The sequence below is a fragment of the Massilia niabensis genome, from assembly GCF_042655085.1.
Taxonomy (GTDB): domain Bacteria; phylum Pseudomonadota; class Gammaproteobacteria; order Burkholderiales; family Burkholderiaceae_D; genus Telluria; species Telluria niabensis.
Genome location: NZ_JBHSMU010000018.1, coordinates 175737 through 191005, shown reverse-complemented (window position 1 = coordinate 191005; position 15269 = coordinate 175737). Strand labels below are relative to the sequence as shown.

Sequence of the window (15269 nt, the reverse complement as noted above, 5' to 3'; positions counted from 1 at the left end):
CTCTCGGCGTATCCTCAGGAGAAGCTCGATGAAGTGGCCAGGCAATTGAACGAGCGGCCCAGGAAGACACTTAACTACGAAACACCTGCGCAACGATTTCATGCATGTGTTGCGTCGACCGATTGAATGCGCAGTCGTAAGCGGACGCTACAACAGGTCCACTTTCGGCTAGGCGCAGACGTTCAGCTGCCACAACTAACTTGACTAAACTTTGTTCAATCAAGCATGTTCCGACGCCCGCCGTAAACGAATGCCCGCCGGTGGGGTGATGGGCGAATCGTTCACACGTGCTTCCATTACGTGCACGATTTTGCAGGCGTCGAACCGTTTCTCGACATTGTCGGCCAGTCGGGACAAACATCCCCCGGCCGACGCACGTTGTTAATTCTGTCTTACTTCTGCATGCTGTAACGCTCGAGCCAGTGCGCATACGGCGCCGGCAGCACCCAGGTCGGACGCTCCACGCCCAGTTCCTTGGCTGCCTGCAGCGGGTAGTGCGGATTGGCCAGGTGGGCGCGGCCGACCATGACCAGGTCTAGCTGCTCCTCGGCCACGGCGCGTTCCGCCAGGTGCGGACCATCGAAGCCCCAGGCCGAAGCGACCGGAAGGCCCGCCTGTTCACGCACGCGCTTCGCCACCGGGCCCAGGAAGGCCGGTCCCCAGGGAATATTCACGTCCGGAATGGTGAAGTTGATGCTGACGCTCAGCATGTCCAGGCCGCGCTGCCGCATCATGCGGATCAGTTCGATCGACTCGTTCAGGGTTTCTTCGTCCTTGCCGTCGTATTCGATGACGCCGAGGCGCGCGGTCAGCGGCAGGTTCGCCGGCCAGACTTCGCGCACGGCCTCCAGGGTCTCGAGCAGGAAGCGGCTGCGGCCGGTGAAATCGCCGCCGTACCCGTCGGTGCGCTGGTTGGAGTGCGGCGAGAAGAAGCTCTGGCCTAGGTAACCGTGCGCAAAGTGCAGTTCCAGCCATTCGAAGCCGGCGTCGCGCGCGCGACGGGCAGCGTCGACGAAATTGGCCTTGACGCGGGCGATGTCGTCGAGGGTCATTTCCTTTGGCACTTTCGGCAGGTTGTTGCCGAAGGCGACCGCCGACGGTGCGATGGTATCCCAACCGTAGGCATCTTCCGACGGAATGTGGTCGTCGCCTTCCCACGGACGGTTGGCGCTGGCCTTGCGGCCGGCGTGGCCGATCTGGATGCCGGCGACCGCACCTGCGGCCTTGATGCGAGTGGCGATGTGCGCCATGCCCTCGACCTGTGCATCATTCCAGAGGCCAGCGCAGCCTGGCGTGATACGGCCTTCCGGCGAGACCGCGGTCGCTTCCACGATCACCAGGCCGGCGCCGCCACGGGCGATGCCTGCGTAATGGGTCTGGTGCCATTCGTTGACGAAGCCATCGTTGGCGCGGTACTGGCACATCGGCGGCACCGCGATGCGGTTGCGCAGGGTGACGTCTTTTAGCGTAAACGGTGTAAATAAGGCTGACATGGTTCTTTCGTATTCAAAACGTGGGTCAAGCCGCGGTCTACGCCGCGGCGGGCGGCCAGTATAGAAGGAACGCCTGAAACTTGCTGACGAGCCCGGCATGTCGGGGCTGTCGCATTCGTCCCGCGTCGACGATCGGCTTGCCTTGATCATTGTGATAATCTTGCTGATCGCTCACTTTCAGGGACCATCATGACCTTGCCCGTCGTTGCTATTTTTGTTGCCAAACCCGGCTTTGAAGAGAAACTGGAAGCCCTTTTCCGCAGCGTTGTCGAGACGACGCTGCGAGAGGAAGGGTGCATCAGTTATCAGGTGAACCGCGACATGGGTAATCCACGTCGCTTCGTCTTTACCGAGGAATGGCGCAGCCAGGCCGATCTCGACCGGCATCTTGCAGCGCCGCATCTGCAGAGGCTGTCCGAGCAGGTGCCGGAGTGCATCGAATCGAGCGATGTGCTGCTGTTGGCGAAGCTTGCTGGCGGTGCAGTATAAGCGTGCTCGCCAGCGTACGAGTTTCTGCGATCCAGGACATCGCCAGCAATGCGTTCGGGAGGTCCGCAATCGGCCCCGTAGCCGGCGCCGCGCGGCGTGGACCGTGCGTGGACGAACGCCCGCGCAGCGCGCTCGGCACGCGCGAGGTCTAACGCAACGCGCCGACACTTACTGGCGCTACAACAAACAAATCGCCGAGCCAACCCGGCTCTCGCCCCTAAAACGGCGCTCGGGGCGCAAGCCGCAAACCGGTAATACAAAAGAATGACATGGAACGAATGCTTTACAAAGCGCCGAGCGCCGTAAAGATGCCGGACCTTTCCCGGCGCGCGATTGCCGAGAGCAAGGCTAAAAGCTGATCAGGTATGATCAGCTCTCATCGTCGCTTTCTGGCTCATCTGCAACTTGTAGCTAAAATTGTAGCTAGACCGGTTCAGCACCTCGCGATATCGCCTAAAACCCGCATGGATAGTGAGCATGGATCGAAAAATGAAGATTGCCACCTTCAACATCAACGGCATGAACGCCCGCATGAGCGCCCTGCTGCAATGGCTGGAAGAAAAGCAGCCGGACGTGGCCTGCCTGCAAGAATTGAAGTCGCCACAGGAGCGCTTTCCGATCGCCGAGATCAACGCGGCCGGCTATGGCGCGATCTGGCAGGGGCAGAAGAGCTGGAACGGCGTAGCGATCCTGGCGCGCGGCAAGGATCCGGTCGAGGTCACGCGCGGCCTGCCCGGCGACGACAGCGACGAGCAGAGCCGCTACCTGGAAGCGGTGGTCGACGACCTGGTGGTCGCCTGCCTGTATCTGCCGAACGGCAATCCGGCGCCGGGGCCGAAATTCGATTACAAGCTGGCCTGGTTCGAGCGTTTCATCACGCGCGCGGCCCAGCTGCTGGAAACCGGCGCCCCGGTTGTGCTGGCCGGCGACTACAACGTGATGCCGACCGAGCTCGACGTGTATAAACCGGAGCGCTGGGTGAACGACGCCCTCTTCCGCCCCGAGTCCCGGGAAGCCTTTCACCGCCTGATGGCGCAGGGCTGGACCGACTCGCTGCGCACGATGCACCCGGACGAGGTCATCTACACCTTCTTCGATTATTTCCGCAATGCGTTTGGGCGCAATGCCGGGCTGCGCATCGACCACCTGCTGCTCAGCCCCGCGCTCGCCCCTGCGCTGCGGGCGGCGGGCGTGGACCGCGACGTTCGCGCGCGCGAGAAGCCGAGCGACCACGCGCCGACCTGGATCGAGCTGGACATGAGCGCGGTGACGAAGAAGACTTAGCGCCCGCTGCGGTCCGCCAGGAACTGCTGCGCCCGTGGATGGCGAGGATTGGTGAAGAATGCCTCGGGCGTGCCCTGCTCGAGGATGCGCCCTTCGGCCATGAACCAGACACGGTCGGCCACGTCGCGGGCAAAGCCCATTTCGTGGGTCACGCAGACCATGGTCATGCCTCCCGTTGCCAGGCGGCGCATCACCTGCAGCACCTCGCCCACCATTTCCGGGTCGAGCGCGCTGGTCGGCTCGTCGAACAGCATGATCGGCGGGCGCATGGCCAGCGCGCGCGCGATCGCCACCCGCTGCTGCTGCCCGCCCGACAGTTCGTGCGGCCAGGCGTTGGCCTTGTGCGCCAGCCCGACGCCGTCGAGCAGCTCGAGCGCATAGGCCTTTGCCTCAGGCTTCGTGGCGCGCTTCAGGTTGACGGTCGCCAGCATGCAGTTCTCCAGTGCCGTCAGGTGGGGGAACAAATTAAAACTCTGGAACACGAAGCCGATCCCCGCGCGCAGGGCATTCACGTCGAGCCCGCGCGCGTGGATGTCGCGCCCGTCGATGGCGATGCGGCCGCCGTCGATCTCCTCGAGGCGGTTCAGGGTCCGGATCAGGGTTGACTTGCCGGACCCGGACGGCCCGCAAACGACCACGACCTCGTTTTTCGCGACTTGCCCGGTCACGTCGACCAGGGCGTGGTAGTCGCCGTACCACTTGTTGACTTGCTCGAGAACGATCATCGTTCGGGTATCTCTTCTAAAACGACATGGACTGGGGCCGGCTCGAACCCTGTCCAAGGCGGCGTTCGAGCAAAAACGCGAGGCGCGACAGGCCGAAGCACAGGACGAAATAGGTCAGCGCCAGGATCAGGTAGACCTCGACGGCCTTGGTGAACACCAGCGTGTTGACCTGGGTGGCGATGAAGGACACTTCCGACAGGCCGATGATGTAGCCGAGCGAGGTGGCCTTGATGGTCGCCACCAGCTGGCTGACCAGCGACGGCAATACATGGCGCAGCGCCTGGGGCAGCACGACCAGGCGCAAGGCCTGGAAGTAGCCCAGGCCGAGCGAGCGCGCGCTCTCCATCTGGCCTTTCGGCAGCGACCGGATGCCGGCGGCGACGATTTCGGCCAGGTACACCGCGTCGAACAGCACCAGCGTCATGAGCATGGTCGTGGCCTGCCCGGTCTTCACGCCGGTCACGGCTGGCAGGAAGAAGTAGGCCCAGAATACGACCAGCAGCAGCGGCACGGCGCGCACGACCTGCACCAGCGTGGCGGTCGGCCAGCGCAGCGCGCGCCAGGGGCTGACGCGCGCCACGCCCAGCAGCAGGCCGAGCGGCATTGCCAGCAGCAGCGCCGCGCCTGATAAGAGGATCGTCAGGGACAGCCCGCCGAGCGGCCCGTTCGGGTATTGCCCGACGAGGAAATACAACCAGTAATCCTGGATCAATTCAATCATGGCCGCCTCAACTTGTCCGCACCGGGAAACGGCGCGCATACAGGGCGGCCGCCAGCGAAATGAGCAGCGACACGGTCAGGTAAGCGAGCGTTGCAAAGGTAAACGCTTCGACGCTGCGGAAGGTGGCCGTCTCCACGCGCGCGGCCTGGTACATCATTTCGGCGGCGCCGATCACGGTGGCCACGCTGGTGTCCTTCCACAGGTTAACTGTCTGCGACAGCAGCGGCGGCACCGAGATGCGGAAGGCTTGCGGCAGCAGCACGAGGCGTACGCTGGCGAGGCGCCCGAGGCCGAGCGAACGGGCCGCTTCCAGCTGCGTGCCCGGGACGGCGCGGATGCCGCTGCGGATGTCTTCGGCCATGTGCACGCCGCTATAGAGCGACAGTGCGATGACGGCGCAGATCGCTTCGGGATGGCTGTCGTACAGCGCCAGCTTGAGCGGCTCAGGCAGTAGCTCGGGAAAGGCGAAATACCAAAACAGCAGGTGCGCCAGCAGCGGAACGTTGCGGATGCCCTCGACGACCGACGCGCCGATGCCGCGCAGCGCCTTGGAATGGGAGCTGCGCATCAGCGCAATGACCACACCGAAGGGCAGCGCCAGCACGAAGCTGGCGGCGGTCAGTTGCAGGGAAAGGATGAGGCCCTGCACCAGCCAGTCGTGATACTGGCCGGACTGCAGGATGGCGGGATCGAACAAGGGTGACGCCTGCTTTTAAATCTTGTCAGTGCTGATCGTAAAGCCGCGTTTAGCCATGTTCGGGCGGGTGCCCGGGCCGTACCACTTGTTGAACAGGGCATTCGCCGCGCCGCTCGCTTCCAGTTCGCGCAGGGTGGCGTCGACCACGGTCTTGAGCCCCTTTTCGCCCTTGCGCAGGCCGAGCGCGATCGATTCGCGGCCGATGCTGTTCGGCAGGATCGTGAAATTCTTCGCCGCCGGGCCCAGCTTGCCGTAGTCGGCCAGCAGCGAGGACTCGTCGTTGACGTAGGCGATGCCCTTGCCCTGCTGCAGGGCCTGGAAGGCTTGCTGGGTGTTTTCGAAGGTGACGATGGTGGCGGTCGGCACGGCGGCGCGGATGTTCGTTTCCTGGGTGCCGCCGCGCACCGTGACGACCTTCTTCCCGGCCAGTTGCGGCAGCGCCGTGACGCCGCTGGCGGCCCGCACCATGACTTTCGAGCCGGTGACGAAATGCGTCAGCGCGAAATCGACCTGCGACTCGCGCTCCTTGTTATGCGTGAGCGTGGCGGCGAGCACATCGACATGGCCCTGCTGCAGTTCGGGAATGCGCGCGGCCACCGACATCTGGCGGAACACGGGTTTCACGCCGATTTTTTTGGCCACGGCTTTGGCGATGTCGATTTCGTAGCCGACCAGTTCGCGCGTCTTCGGGTCGATGAAACTGTTCGGCTCGTCCGTGCCGAGCACGCCGAAGACCATCTCGCCCTTCTTCTTGATGTCGGCGAGCTGGTCGGCGTTGGCTGCGCCGGTAAGCGCAAATTGGGCGGAAAGCGCGATGGCGCAGGCGAGGAAGGTACGGCGGGTGCCCATGGGTTCTCCAACAGCTTGTTCAATGAACCGTGCAGTATAGGGCAAGGCACCACCGCCCAGAAGGATCGATTTCCTATATAAACATGTCCAGCTGGCATAAGCGCCGCGCGCCTGGGAGCGGCGCGCGGCCCGGACCCGTTTTCTTTAGTTCGTTCCGCCGCTGCCCGAAGCCGAGCCGCCGGCCGAACCGCCAGCCGAGGCAGAACCGTTCAGCGTGCCCGACACCGGCAGTTGCGTCGACGCCGCTTTCCCTGCGATGGCGCGCGCACTGCCAGCCGCGCCGCGCGCAGTCGCGCCGGCCGCACCGCGTGCGCCATTGACGCTCGAGCGCGCATACTCGGCCGTACTGTTGGCCTGGCTGCGCGCCGCGGCCACCGCTGGGGCGGCGGCTGCGCCAGCCCCGGCGCGGGCGCTGCCGACCAGGTCGCGCGCCTGTCCTGCGACAGCACCAGGCTCCATGCCGAGCGAGCCGGAAGCGCTCCCGTGCCCCTGCACGTCGGCGCTGGCGCCCGATGGGCTGCCGGAAACGGTCACGGAGCGGCTGGCGCCAGCCGCTCCGCTTGCCGAACCGGATGCGCTGCCGGCAGTGCTGCCGCCACCCGCCAGCGCGGACGCCCCGCGGCCGAGATTATCTGTCAGCCCGGCATTGCCGTTGCCGCTGCCTGCGGCGCTGCCGGATCCCGAGGCTGCAGCATCGCCGCCGCCTCGCAAGGAAGAAGCCGCACGGCCAAGGCTGCCAGTCAACGCTCCGTTGCCGGCGCCCGACGCGCCGCCGGCCGCGCTGCCGCCCTGGATCGGCGCAGCCGCACGTTCGAGGCTGCCGCCAAGGGTGCCGGCACCGCTGCCCTCACCGTCGACCCGGCCGCGCATCTCGCGGCCTGCGGTCGGCAGGCTGCCGGCCAGGCCGGCCTCGCTACTGCCTGCGCCATTCGCCGCGCCGCGTCCGCCGAGCGGCAACTGCCCCGCGAGACCCGCACCGGCGTTGCCGCGGGCGCCGGCCTCGCCGCCGGCATCGAGGCGGCTGCTGGCGCGGCGTTCGATATGGCGGGTCGCGTCGAGGGCCGAGCCGCGGCTGCCCATCGGCTCCATCGAGCCCATGCGCCCGCCGAAGTTGCCGCCGCCGCCGATCATGCCGCCGACTGCGCCGCCCAGTCCGCCGCCACCGCCCCCGCCGAGCAGTTGGGCCTGTGCCGACACGGCAACGGTCATGGACAGGGCGATGGCGATGTGGCGAACGATGTTCTTGGTCTTCATGATGGTTTTCTCCTGTAAGTGGGGCGCACAATCCGGCGCCGTTACATGGAAAACGAGCGGCCTCGACCGTTTATTCCATCGATCCGAAAATATTTATATTTTTTTAGCGGAAGCGCGCCGGATCGACCCGCAGCGCGGCGCCCACCACGCCGTGCCCGGTGGCGTTGCTGACTGCTGCGGCATCGCCGCGCACGGCCTGGCGCGCCAGTGCGGCCAGCGCCCGCGGCGCCGTGTCGCGGCCAGGCTCCGGCAGCGATTGCGCCAGCAGCGCGGCGACGATCGGCGCCGCAAACGAGGTGCCGCGCACCTGGCGGTACGGCGGCGCGCCCGGCGCCGCGCTCACCATCTGGCTGCCGGGAGCGGCAAACATCACCTGCGGGCCGCGTGCGGCTTCCGGCAGCGGCCGTCCCTGGCGGTCGACCGCGCTCACACCGACCACGCCCGGGTAACTCGCCGGGTACAGCGGCGGCGCCGCGGGCCCGTCGTTGCCCACTGCCGCTACCAGCAGATGCCCGCGCCCCACCAGCGCCGCGACCATGCGGCCGAGCGTGGCATTCGCCGGCCCGACCAGGCTCAGGTTGACGACCCCGACCCGCTGCTTCGCCATCCAGGCCAGCGCGGCCGCGATCTTGTCGGCCGAGCCGCCGGTCGGGCCGTCGCAATAGATGTCGGCTGCATACAGCCGGGTGCCGGGCGCCGCGCCCCGGAACCGTTCCGCGCGGCCGATCATCAGTGCGGCCACGGCCGTGCCATGCGGCGCCGGATGCTGCCTGCCACCGCAGCCGAACTGTTCGATCGTGGCATCGGCGAACACCGGGTGCGCGGTATCGACGCCGCTGTCGATCAGCCCGACCCTGCCTTGCGCTCGTTCTGGCGCGCCGCCGCCGGCCGCTTCGCCACCGGCGCCACCGCCATCGGGCGGCGCGCCCGAGCCGCCCAGGTACACATGGTTGAAGTCGAAGGATGCCTGCGGGTCAAGGCTGCGCAGGCGCGCAAGCGCGTCGGTCGTCGCCATGCCGGCAGGAGCACGCAGCACGACGAGCGACTCGCCGAGTTCCTCGAAGTGCTGCTCGCGGACCACTTCGAAGCCGATAGCGGCGGCTTCGCGCAGGACGGCCGGCGTCGGGGAGGTCGCCACGATTTCACGGCGCACCACCGGTTCGCCGCGCGGGTCGCGCTCGAGCACGTCGCGATGGCGGCGCAGCAGCTCGTCCACCTGCCCCAGGCGCAGCAGGCCGAGCTCGCCCGGCACCGCGCGGTCGAGCAGGCGCTCGGCCGGGCGCACCAGGTTCTCCAGGCCCGGCTGCCCGAGCTGCGGCAGCGACTGTGGCAAATTCATGGACGGCAGGCGCAACTGTGCATGGGCCGCGCCGGCGCTGCACAGCGCGAGCGCGGCAATCAGCAGGCATCCGGGGAGGGGACGGCGGGGTTTCATGGTGGGGATCATAAACGAAAAGATGATTTTGAGAACTATATTAGGAAAAACGATTGGCAGATGGAATAAAATCCCTCGCGCCGACGTTTTACTTCATGTGACCACCCACCAAGCCATGCTCGCCAACGAACTTGCCGCCCTGCTGCCCCGGATGCGCCGTTTTGCGCGCTCCATCACCTTCCACCGGGAGGATGCCGACGACCTGGTCCAGGTCGCGATGGAGCGCGCGCTCGGCCGCGCCGATCAATATACGGAGGGCACGCGCCTGGACAGCTGGCTGTTTCGCATCATCCGCAATGCCTGGATCGACGAAGTGCGCAGCCGGATGCGGCGCGACCAGCTGTTCGCTCCCGAGGAGGAAGGCGAACATGTCGGCCACGACGGTGCGGAGGCACACCAGCAGCGCATGGCCGTGCAAAAGGCGATGAGCCTGCTCTCCGACGAGCACCGGATGGTGGTCGCGCTGGTGCTGGTGGACGGCTTGCCGTACAAGGAAGCGGCCGAGGTGCTGGAGATTCCGATAGGCACGTTGACGAGCCGGCTGGCCCGGGCGCGCGACGCATTACAGAAACTGTTGCTTGACGAGACGAGGACCGAAGCATGCGCTTTTCCGACGAAACCCTGATGGCCTATGCCGACGGCGAGCTGGGCGAACCCGAGCGCAGCGCCGTCGAGGCCGCCGAGCGCGCCGACCCGGCGATCGCCGCCGGCATCGCCCGCCACCGCGCACTGCGCGCGAATGTCTTTGCCGCCTTCGCGGGCGTGCTCGACGAGCCGGTGCCGGCGCGCCTGCAGCCGCCAGTGGCTGTCGCCGCGACTGGAGCGCCGCTTGAAAGAAAGACTGGCACTATCGCATCGCTCGATGCCGCCCGGGAGCGCAAGGCCAAAGCGCGTGCCGCAGCCAGGTCGGAAGACTCGACAAGTGCTCCCAGCGTGCAGCGGCGCGCCTGGCCACGCTGGGGTGCACTGGCGGCCTCGCTGGCCGTCGGCGTTCTGGCCGGTACCCTGTGGATGAACGGGGGCGACGATGCCGGCCTGGTGTCCACGGACGCCAACGGGCGCCTGGTCGCCCAGGGCGAACTGGCGGGCGCGCTGTCGCAACAGCTGGCGGGCAGCGCGCAAGCGGGCAAGCGGGTCCAGATCGGCGTCACCTTCGCCGCCCGCGGCGGCGCTTACTGCCGCAGCTTCACTGCCCGTGGCACTGCCGGCCTGGCCTGCCGTCACGGCGACACCTGGCGCATCCCCGTGCTGCAGGACGCTCCGGCCGACAGCGGCGCCTACCGCCAGGCCGGCAGCACCGCGCCCGCCGCCGTGCTCGAGGTGATCGACGAGCGCATGGAAGGCATGACGCTGGACGCAGACGCCGAGCGCGCCGCGCGCGACCGCGGGTGGAAACGATAAACGGAGCGATGCCCCATCGGTGCGGCACAAGAACCGGCTCGTCCAACGGCCCCGTGTGGCCTGCTATACAATTGTTTTCAAGTGGCGCCCACTGTCGGCGGCGCCAGCGCACATTCTGGAGAAAACATGTCGGGCTATAGCATCAATATTGAAGAAAAAACGCTTGCGGGCAATAACTTCCGTGAAGTCCTGTACACCACTCCACGCAGCCAGCTCGTCATCATGACACTGCAGCCGGGCGAGGAAATCGGGATGGAACATCACGACGACCACGACCAGTTTATCCGCGTGGAAGAAGGCGAAGGCGTGGCCATCCTCGACGGCGAAAAGCATGCCCTCGAAGACGGCACGGCGGTGGTGGTCCCGGCCGGCACCGAGCACAACGTCATCAATACCTCAAGCACCGCACCGATGCGCCTGTACACGCTCTACACCCCGCCCGAGCACCCGGACGGCATCGTGCACGTGACCAAGGCCGAGGCCGACGAGTACGAAAAGCAGCACGGCCATTAATGCTGCCCGGTAAACCCTGGCGGTGCACTCCGGCCGGGTTTATCGCGTGCCGAGGAAGGTCTTCATTTCATTCTGGAAGCGCTGGGGCTGGTCCCACATGATGAAGTGCGCACTGTCCTCGATGCGCGTGAGCTGAAGGTTCCTGACCGGCGCGTACGCGGCCCTGTAGCCGGCGTCGAACTGCGCGGCCGGCACGGGCAGGTTCTTCGGCTGGACATACAGCACGGTGACAGGCACCTTGATGTTCGCCAGTTCGGGGATCAGGTTGGTCACGATCAGCTCACGGTAGGCGCGCCCTCCCAGGTCGGGGTCGCTCGCCTGTGAATCTTCGATGGCGCCTGGCCTCATCGCCTCGGTGTTGACCATACCCTTGATGGTGTCGCTGGCACCCTTGGCGCGCTGTTCCGGACTGGCCGCGCGCATGCGGGCAGCGAACCCGTCCGCGACCGCCTCGACCTTTTCCGCAGTAGCACCGGGCCCGGCGAACATCACCCCTAAATACGGCACCATGTCGACGACCATCAGGCGCGACAGCGCATCCGGATGACGACTTGCCAGCATCATGCCGATCGTGCCGCCCAAGGAGTGGCCAATGACGGCGGGCTGCCTGAGGCCGGATTCCCGGATGTAGCGTGCGATCTCCTCGGCCACCGGCGCCGCGACCCTTCCCTCCTTGTTGCCACCAACCGGCTTCCCGGCGAAGCCCGCGATGTGCACCAGGTGGTAGCGGTAGCCCGGAAGCGCGGCGACGGTCGAGGCCCAGGCGCGCGGCGAAGAGTTCAGGCCGGGAACAAGCACGACATCCGGGCCCGCTCCTTCGGTGCGGACAGCGATGCGCTCCGAGCTGAATGGCGCGGCCAGCGCGCCCGTAAACGGCAAGGCAAGCGCGACGGCTACTGCCGCGCAGGTGAAGGACCGGCGCGAAAAGCTTGTGGAACTCATTCAATCTCCTTGTGTTGTTTGAATAACGGAGCTTGTTGCCGCCACGTTGTACCCCTTGAGAGAGGGCTCAACGAGTAAAGGCACAGTCGCTCGAGAAACTTCACCAAAAGTAACAAACTCAGGGATGCAGGCACCTGCCCGGCGCGGACAGCCCCGCTCACCCGCCCCCGTTCTCCCTCGCGCGCGCGAGGAGAAGTGCCCGCTCGCGCGCATTCGCGGCCATCGATGCCGCGCGCTCGAACTCGGCGGCCGCCTCGGCGCGCCGCCCCAGCTTTTCCAGCAAATCCCCGCGCACGCTCGGCAGCCACTGGTAGCCGGCGAGCGCCCCGCCCTGCTCCAGCGCATCGACCAGCACCAGCCCCGCCGCCGGCCCCTCGGCCATGCCGACCGCCACCGCTCGGTTCAGTTCCACCACCGGCGAGGGGTCGATGCGCGCCAGGTGCCCGTAAATGCCCGCAATCCGGGCCCAGTCGGTCTCGGCCGCCGTGCGCGCCCGCGCATGGCAGGCGGCGATCGCTGCCTGCAGCTGGTACGGCCCGGGCGCGCCGCCCAGCTGCTGCGCCCGGGCCAGCGCCGCCAGGCCGCGCCTGACCAGGATACCGTCCCAGCGCGCGCGGTCCTGGTCGAGCAGCAGGACCGGCCTGCCGTCCGCGTCGACCCGCGCACGCGCACGCGAGGCCTGCAGCTCCATCAGCGCCGCAAGCCCGTGCGCTTCGGGTTCCAGCGCTGGTACGAGATGCGCCAGCTCCGCCAGCATGCGCCCGAGGCGCAGGGCTTCGTCCATCAGCGCCGGGCGCATCCAGTCGCTGCCGGCCGTGGCCGTATAGCCTTCGTTGAAGATCAGGTAGACCACTGCGAGCACCGAACCCAGGCGTTCGGCGAGCTCGCCAGCGCCCGGCAGTTCGAAGGGCACGCGTGCCTTGCCGAGCGTCCGCTTGGCACGCACGATGCGCTGGGCAATGGTCGCCTCGGGCACGAGGAAGGCGCGTGCGATTTCACCCGTGTTCAGGCCGCCGAGCAGCTTGAGCGTGAGCGCCACCCGGCTGTCGACCGGGAGCACCGGATGGCAGGCGGTGAAGATCAGCCGCAGCAGGTCGTCGCCAATCACATCCTGGCGCTCGGCGTCCAGTTCGTCGACAACATCGGGCACGATCATCGCCTCCTGTGCTTCCAGGTCGAAGCCGATCTGCTGCAGCTTTTCCTGGAACACCTTATCGCGGCGCAGGCGGTCGAGCGCGGCGTTCTTCGCCGTGCGCATCAGCCAGGCCCCCGGGTTGTCGGGCACGCCCGTGGCTGGCCAATGCTCGAGCGCGGCCACCAGCGCGTCACCCGCCAGTTCCTCGGCGAGACCAATGTCGCGCACCAGCCTGGCGACCCCGGCGACGATCTTCGCCGACTCGATGCGCCAGACCGCGCCGATGGCCTTGTCGACATCGGCCCGCATCGCGCCCGCCATCGAGCCCGGCATCACGCCTGGCATCACGCCTGCGCTTGGGCCGCGCTGGGATCCATGTACGCGAGTTCCCATATGTGGCCATCCAGGTCCTCGAAGCCGTGGCCGTACATGAAGCCGTGGTCCTGCTTCGGATTCGGCGCGCGCCCGCCGGCGGCCAGCGCTTTGGCGACCAGGGCGTCGACCTCTTCCCGGCTCTCGCACGAGAGGCAGGTCAGCACTTCGGTCGCCTGGAAGGCATTGGCAACGGGCTTGCTCGTAAAGCCCTGGAAAAAGCGCTCGGCCAGCAGCATGGCAAAGATGTTCTCGCCGATGATCATGCAGGCGCCATCGTCGTTGCTGAACTGGGGGTCGAAGCCGAAGCCGAGGCTGGCGAAAAATTCCCTGCTGCGGCCGAGATCGCGGACCGGCAGGTTGACGAATATCTGCTTGTGCATGGATTGCTCCTCGTTGTTGGCCGCGGGGTTCAGGCTTGCTGCGACGCCGGCGGGTTCGTTTCGTCCAGTTCGCGGAAGCGCTCGATCGCCTCGGTTGGCGCGAAATCGTCGAGCTCGAAGATCTGGCGCACTTCGATTTCCGCATCGATTCCCTGCCCACGCGGGTTGGGGAAGCGGCGCGCCCATTCGAGCGCTTCCTCGCGCGTGCGTACGCCGATGATGGTATAGCCGGCGATCATTTCCTTCGATTCCGTGAACGGGCCATCGATCACCGTTCGTTCGCTGCCGCTGTAGCCGATGCGCCAGCCGCGGCTGCTCGGGTGCAGGCCATTGGCGTCGAGCAGGACGCCGGCGCGCGCCAGTTCGCCGTGGTAGTCGGCCATGGCATTGAGCAGCTCTTCGCCGGGCATGACGCCGGCTTCGGACTCGGGAGTGGCCTTGACGATGATCATGAAGCGCATGTTCGTTCTCCTGTGTATGTGAAAGACAGGCGGCCGGACACATGTCCGTAACACGCCGCCTCTTGATGACACGACGAACGGGCGCAACGAAAATCGACACGCCGCGTCAAACATCTTCAAATTATTTTTCAGCTCTCGTAGCACGGGGCCAGTGCCCGTACCTCGACCGTTGCCCATTCGGCCGCCGGGCAGCGCGCGGCCAGCGCCAGCGCCTCGTCGCGGGTCGCGACCTTGACGTGGAAAAAGCCGCCGATCATTTCCTTGGCTTCAGCGAAGGGCCCGTCAACGATGCGGGCACGGCCGCCCTCGACCCGGACCCGGCTGGCCTGGCTCGTCGGTGCGAGCGACTGCGCGCCGAGCAGCACGCCCTCGGCCGCCAGCTCGTCGCCGAAGCGCAGCATGCGTTCGTACAAGGCGCGTCCTTCCGCTTCGGTGCGCGTTGCGCGCTGGCCGACGGGTTCGTGGATCAGCAACATGTATGACATCGGGATTTCTCCAGAGATATAGACGTAATGGCAAGCAGTATGCAACGGTGTGGCCGACCAGTAAAGCATGTGGCCACGCCCCGATACCCTGCCGCCGTCAATCGTGCACGCACCCCCAAGGCGCACTGGTCTAGTTATCGTCCGATACTTCCTACAGCGGCGTCGCCTTTTCTCCTATTGCCCTGCGCTCGGGCGGCGTTACCATCGAAGCACCGTTAACCGACACCAGGAGGCGAAATGGGTGAAAACAAAGGCAGAGGCATGAAGGGCCGCAGCTACGACGAACTGTCAGGCGTCGGCACCAGCAGCGCCGGCGTTACCGGCACGACCGGCAACCTGAACAACGGCGTGCGCGATGGCGGCATCGGCAAGCCCTCGGCCAGCGACAGCGGCAACCGCAATCGCCAGTCGGCCGACGCGGACGATAGCGACACCACGCCGGCACTCGGCAGAGGGACGCGCTCGAGGAGCGGCGGCAGCCAGCAAGGAGGCAGCCAGCAAAGCAGCAACCAGGGCTCCAGCCTGGGTAAAAGCCTGGACCAGGACGTTTTAGGCAAGGAGAATTGACAAGGTGTGATTCCGGCGCGCCAGATTGACCCACTCATTTGACTAAGTCAATGGCGCATTGAC

General features: G+C 66.5%; 18 protein-coding genes and 1 pseudogene. 7 read left to right on the top strand and 12 right to left on the bottom strand.

Annotated features, from left to right (window positions below):
* A pseudogene (locus tag ACFPN5_RS23350) lies at positions 1 to 126 on the top strand (IS30 family transposase); the annotation flags it as partial.
* A gap of 266 nt (positions 127 to 392) precedes the next feature.
* Here ACFPN5_RS23350 and ACFPN5_RS23345 read toward each other — a convergent pair.
* Complete coding sequence (locus tag ACFPN5_RS23345) at positions 393 to 1493, bottom strand: NADH:flavin oxidoreductase/NADH oxidase (protein WP_379786242.1); 1101 nt, start codon at positions 1491 to 1493, stop codon at positions 393 to 395.
* Between the two features lie 189 nt (positions 1494 to 1682).
* On the opposite strand from ACFPN5_RS23345, the gene ACFPN5_RS23340 reads away from it, so the two are divergent.
* Both ACFPN5_RS23340 and xth read left to right on the top strand, forming a co-directional pair.
* Positions 1683 to 1982: a putative quinol monooxygenase gene (locus ACFPN5_RS23340; RefSeq protein ID WP_379786241.1), complete on the top strand. Its 300-nt coding sequence runs from the start codon at positions 1683 to 1685 to the stop codon at positions 1980 to 1982.
* Positions 1983 to 2471: 489 nt separating this feature from the next.
* On the top strand, positions 2472 to 3266 hold the full coding sequence (gene xth / locus ACFPN5_RS23335; protein WP_379786247.1) for an exodeoxyribonuclease III: 795 nt from the start codon (positions 2472 to 2474) through the stop codon (positions 3264 to 3266).
* Here xth and ACFPN5_RS23330 read toward each other — a convergent pair.
* The 6 genes from ACFPN5_RS23330 to ACFPN5_RS23305 form a co-directional block, all read right to left on the bottom strand.
* On the bottom strand, positions 3263 to 3991 hold the full coding sequence (locus ACFPN5_RS23330) for an amino acid ABC transporter ATP-binding protein (RefSeq protein ID WP_379786240.1): 729 nt from the start codon (positions 3989 to 3991) through the stop codon (positions 3263 to 3265). The genes xth and ACFPN5_RS23330 overlap by 4 nt on opposite strands.
* Positions 3992 to 4007: 16 nt before the next feature.
* Positions 4008 to 4712, bottom strand: coding sequence for an amino acid ABC transporter permease (locus ACFPN5_RS23325; protein WP_379786239.1), 705 nt, complete (start codon positions 4710 to 4712; stop codon positions 4008 to 4010).
* 7 nt (positions 4713 to 4719) lie between these two features.
* On the bottom strand, positions 4720 to 5409 hold the full coding sequence (locus tag ACFPN5_RS23320; protein WP_379786238.1) for an amino acid ABC transporter permease: 690 nt from the start codon (positions 5407 to 5409) through the stop codon (positions 4720 to 4722).
* Positions 5410 to 5424: 15 nt separating this feature from the next.
* Positions 5425 to 6258, bottom strand: a complete 834-nt coding sequence (locus ACFPN5_RS23315; RefSeq protein WP_379786237.1) for an ABC transporter substrate-binding protein — start codon at positions 6256 to 6258, stop codon at positions 5425 to 5427.
* A 144-nt stretch (positions 6259 to 6402) separates the two neighbouring features.
* Complete coding sequence (locus tag ACFPN5_RS23310; RefSeq protein ID WP_379786236.1) at positions 6403 to 7512, bottom strand: hypothetical protein; 1110 nt, start codon at positions 7510 to 7512, stop codon at positions 6403 to 6405.
* A 103-nt stretch (positions 7513 to 7615) separates the two neighbouring features.
* Positions 7616 to 8947 carry a S8 family serine peptidase gene (locus ACFPN5_RS23305; RefSeq protein WP_379786235.1) on the bottom strand — a complete coding sequence of 444 codons (1332 nt, stop codon included), beginning with the start codon at positions 8945 to 8947 and terminating at the stop codon, positions 7616 to 7618.
* A gap of 115 nt (positions 8948 to 9062) precedes the next feature.
* On the opposite strand from ACFPN5_RS23305, the gene ACFPN5_RS23300 reads away from it, so the two are divergent.
* The 3 genes from ACFPN5_RS23300 (at position 9063) to ACFPN5_RS23290 (ending at position 10861) form a co-directional block, all read left to right on the top strand.
* The gene (locus ACFPN5_RS23300) at positions 9063 to 9572 is read left to right on the top strand and encodes an RNA polymerase sigma factor (RefSeq protein ID WP_379786234.1); all 510 of its coding nucleotides are present in this window, start codon (positions 9063 to 9065) and stop codon (positions 9570 to 9572) included.
* Positions 9548 to 10348: an anti-sigma factor family protein gene (locus ACFPN5_RS23295; RefSeq protein WP_379786233.1), complete on the top strand. Its 801-nt coding sequence runs from the start codon at positions 9548 to 9550 to the stop codon at positions 10346 to 10348. The genes ACFPN5_RS23300 and ACFPN5_RS23295 overlap by 25 nt, the downstream gene beginning before the upstream one ends.
* 126 nt (positions 10349 to 10474) lie before the next feature.
* Positions 10475 to 10861 (top strand): cupin domain-containing protein, encoded by a 387-nt coding sequence (locus ACFPN5_RS23290; RefSeq protein ID WP_379786232.1) that lies wholly within the window; start codon positions 10475 to 10477, stop codon positions 10859 to 10861.
* Between the two features lie 39 nt (positions 10862 to 10900).
* On the opposite strand, the gene ACFPN5_RS23285 is transcribed toward ACFPN5_RS23290, so the two are convergent.
* The 5 genes from ACFPN5_RS23285 to ACFPN5_RS23265 form a co-directional block, all read right to left on the bottom strand.
* Positions 10901 to 11803, bottom strand: coding sequence for an alpha/beta fold hydrolase (locus ACFPN5_RS23285; RefSeq protein WP_379786231.1), 903 nt, complete (start codon positions 11801 to 11803; stop codon positions 10901 to 10903).
* Positions 11804 to 11960: 157 nt separating this feature from the next.
* Positions 11961 to 13247 carry an RNA polymerase sigma factor gene (locus ACFPN5_RS23280; RefSeq protein WP_379786246.1) on the bottom strand — a complete coding sequence of 429 codons (1287 nt, stop codon included), beginning with the start codon at positions 13245 to 13247 and terminating at the stop codon, positions 11961 to 11963.
* Positions 13248 to 13282: 35 nt separating this feature from the next.
* Positions 13283 to 13693, bottom strand: coding sequence for a VOC family protein (locus ACFPN5_RS23275; protein WP_379786230.1), 411 nt, complete (start codon positions 13691 to 13693; stop codon positions 13283 to 13285).
* Between the two features lie 29 nt (positions 13694 to 13722).
* Positions 13723 to 14154: a YciI family protein gene (locus tag ACFPN5_RS23270; RefSeq protein WP_379786229.1), complete on the bottom strand. Its 432-nt coding sequence runs from the start codon at positions 14152 to 14154 to the stop codon at positions 13723 to 13725.
* Between the two features lie 128 nt (positions 14155 to 14282).
* On the bottom strand, positions 14283 to 14639 hold the full coding sequence (locus ACFPN5_RS23265) for a YciI family protein (RefSeq protein WP_379786228.1): 357 nt from the start codon (positions 14637 to 14639) through the stop codon (positions 14283 to 14285).
* Positions 14640 to 14876: 237 nt separating this feature from the next.
* Between ACFPN5_RS23265 and ACFPN5_RS23260 the strand changes: the two genes are divergently transcribed.
* On the top strand, positions 14877 to 15206 hold the full coding sequence (locus tag ACFPN5_RS23260) for a hypothetical protein (protein ID WP_379786227.1): 330 nt from the start codon (positions 14877 to 14879) through the stop codon (positions 15204 to 15206).
* Positions 15207 to 15269: the final 63 nt, after the last annotated feature.

Bases quoted from the DNA above. Each gene is read 5' to 3' on its own strand.
- ACFPN5_RS23345 (WP_379786242.1), bottom strand. From the start codon at position 1,493: ATGTCAGCCTTATTTACACCGTTTACGCTAAAAGACGTCACCCTGCGC.
- ACFPN5_RS23340 (WP_379786241.1), top strand. From the start codon at position 1,683: ATGACCTTGCCCGTCGTTGCTATTTTTGTTGCCAAACCCGGCTTTGAA.
- xth (WP_379786247.1), top strand. From the start codon at position 2,472: ATGAAGATTGCCACCTTCAACATCAACGGCATGAACGCCCGCATGAGC.
- ACFPN5_RS23330 (WP_379786240.1), bottom strand. From the start codon at position 3,991: ATGATCGTTCTCGAGCAAGTCAACAAGTGGTACGGCGACTACCACGCC.
- ACFPN5_RS23325 (WP_379786239.1), bottom strand. From the start codon at position 4,712: ATGATTGAATTGATCCAGGATTACTGGTTGTATTTCCTCGTCGGGCAA.
- ACFPN5_RS23315 (WP_379786237.1), bottom strand. From the start codon at position 6,258: ATGGGCACCCGCCGTACCTTCCTCGCCTGCGCCATCGCGCTTTCCGCC.
- ACFPN5_RS23310 (WP_379786236.1), bottom strand. From the start codon at position 7,512: ATGAAGACCAAGAACATCGTTCGCCACATCGCCATCGCCCTGTCCATG.
- ACFPN5_RS23305 (WP_379786235.1), bottom strand. From the start codon at position 8,947: ATGAAACCCCGCCGTCCCCTCCCCGGATGCCTGCTGATTGCCGCGCTC.
- ACFPN5_RS23300 (WP_379786234.1), top strand. From the start codon at position 9,063: ATGCTCGCCAACGAACTTGCCGCCCTGCTGCCCCGGATGCGCCGTTTT.
- ACFPN5_RS23295 (WP_379786233.1), top strand. From the start codon at position 9,548: ATGCGCTTTTCCGACGAAACCCTGATGGCCTATGCCGACGGCGAGCTG.
- ACFPN5_RS23290 (WP_379786232.1), top strand. From the start codon at position 10,475: ATGTCGGGCTATAGCATCAATATTGAAGAAAAAACGCTTGCGGGCAAT.
- ACFPN5_RS23285 (WP_379786231.1), bottom strand. From the start codon at position 11,803: ATGAGTTCCACAAGCTTTTCGCGCCGGTCCTTCACCTGCGCGGCAGTA.
- ACFPN5_RS23280 (WP_379786246.1), bottom strand. From the start codon at position 13,247: ATGCGGGCCGATGTCGACAAGGCCATCGGCGCGGTCTGGCGCATCGAG.
- ACFPN5_RS23275 (WP_379786230.1), bottom strand. From the start codon at position 13,693: ATGCACAAGCAGATATTCGTCAACCTGCCGGTCCGCGATCTCGGCCGC.
- ACFPN5_RS23270 (WP_379786229.1), bottom strand. From the start codon at position 14,154: ATGCGCTTCATGATCATCGTCAAGGCCACTCCCGAGTCCGAAGCCGGC.
- ACFPN5_RS23265 (WP_379786228.1), bottom strand. From the start codon at position 14,639: ATGTCATACATGTTGCTGATCCACGAACCCGTCGGCCAGCGCGCAACG.
- ACFPN5_RS23260 (WP_379786227.1), top strand. From the start codon at position 14,877: ATGGGTGAAAACAAAGGCAGAGGCATGAAGGGCCGCAGCTACGACGAA.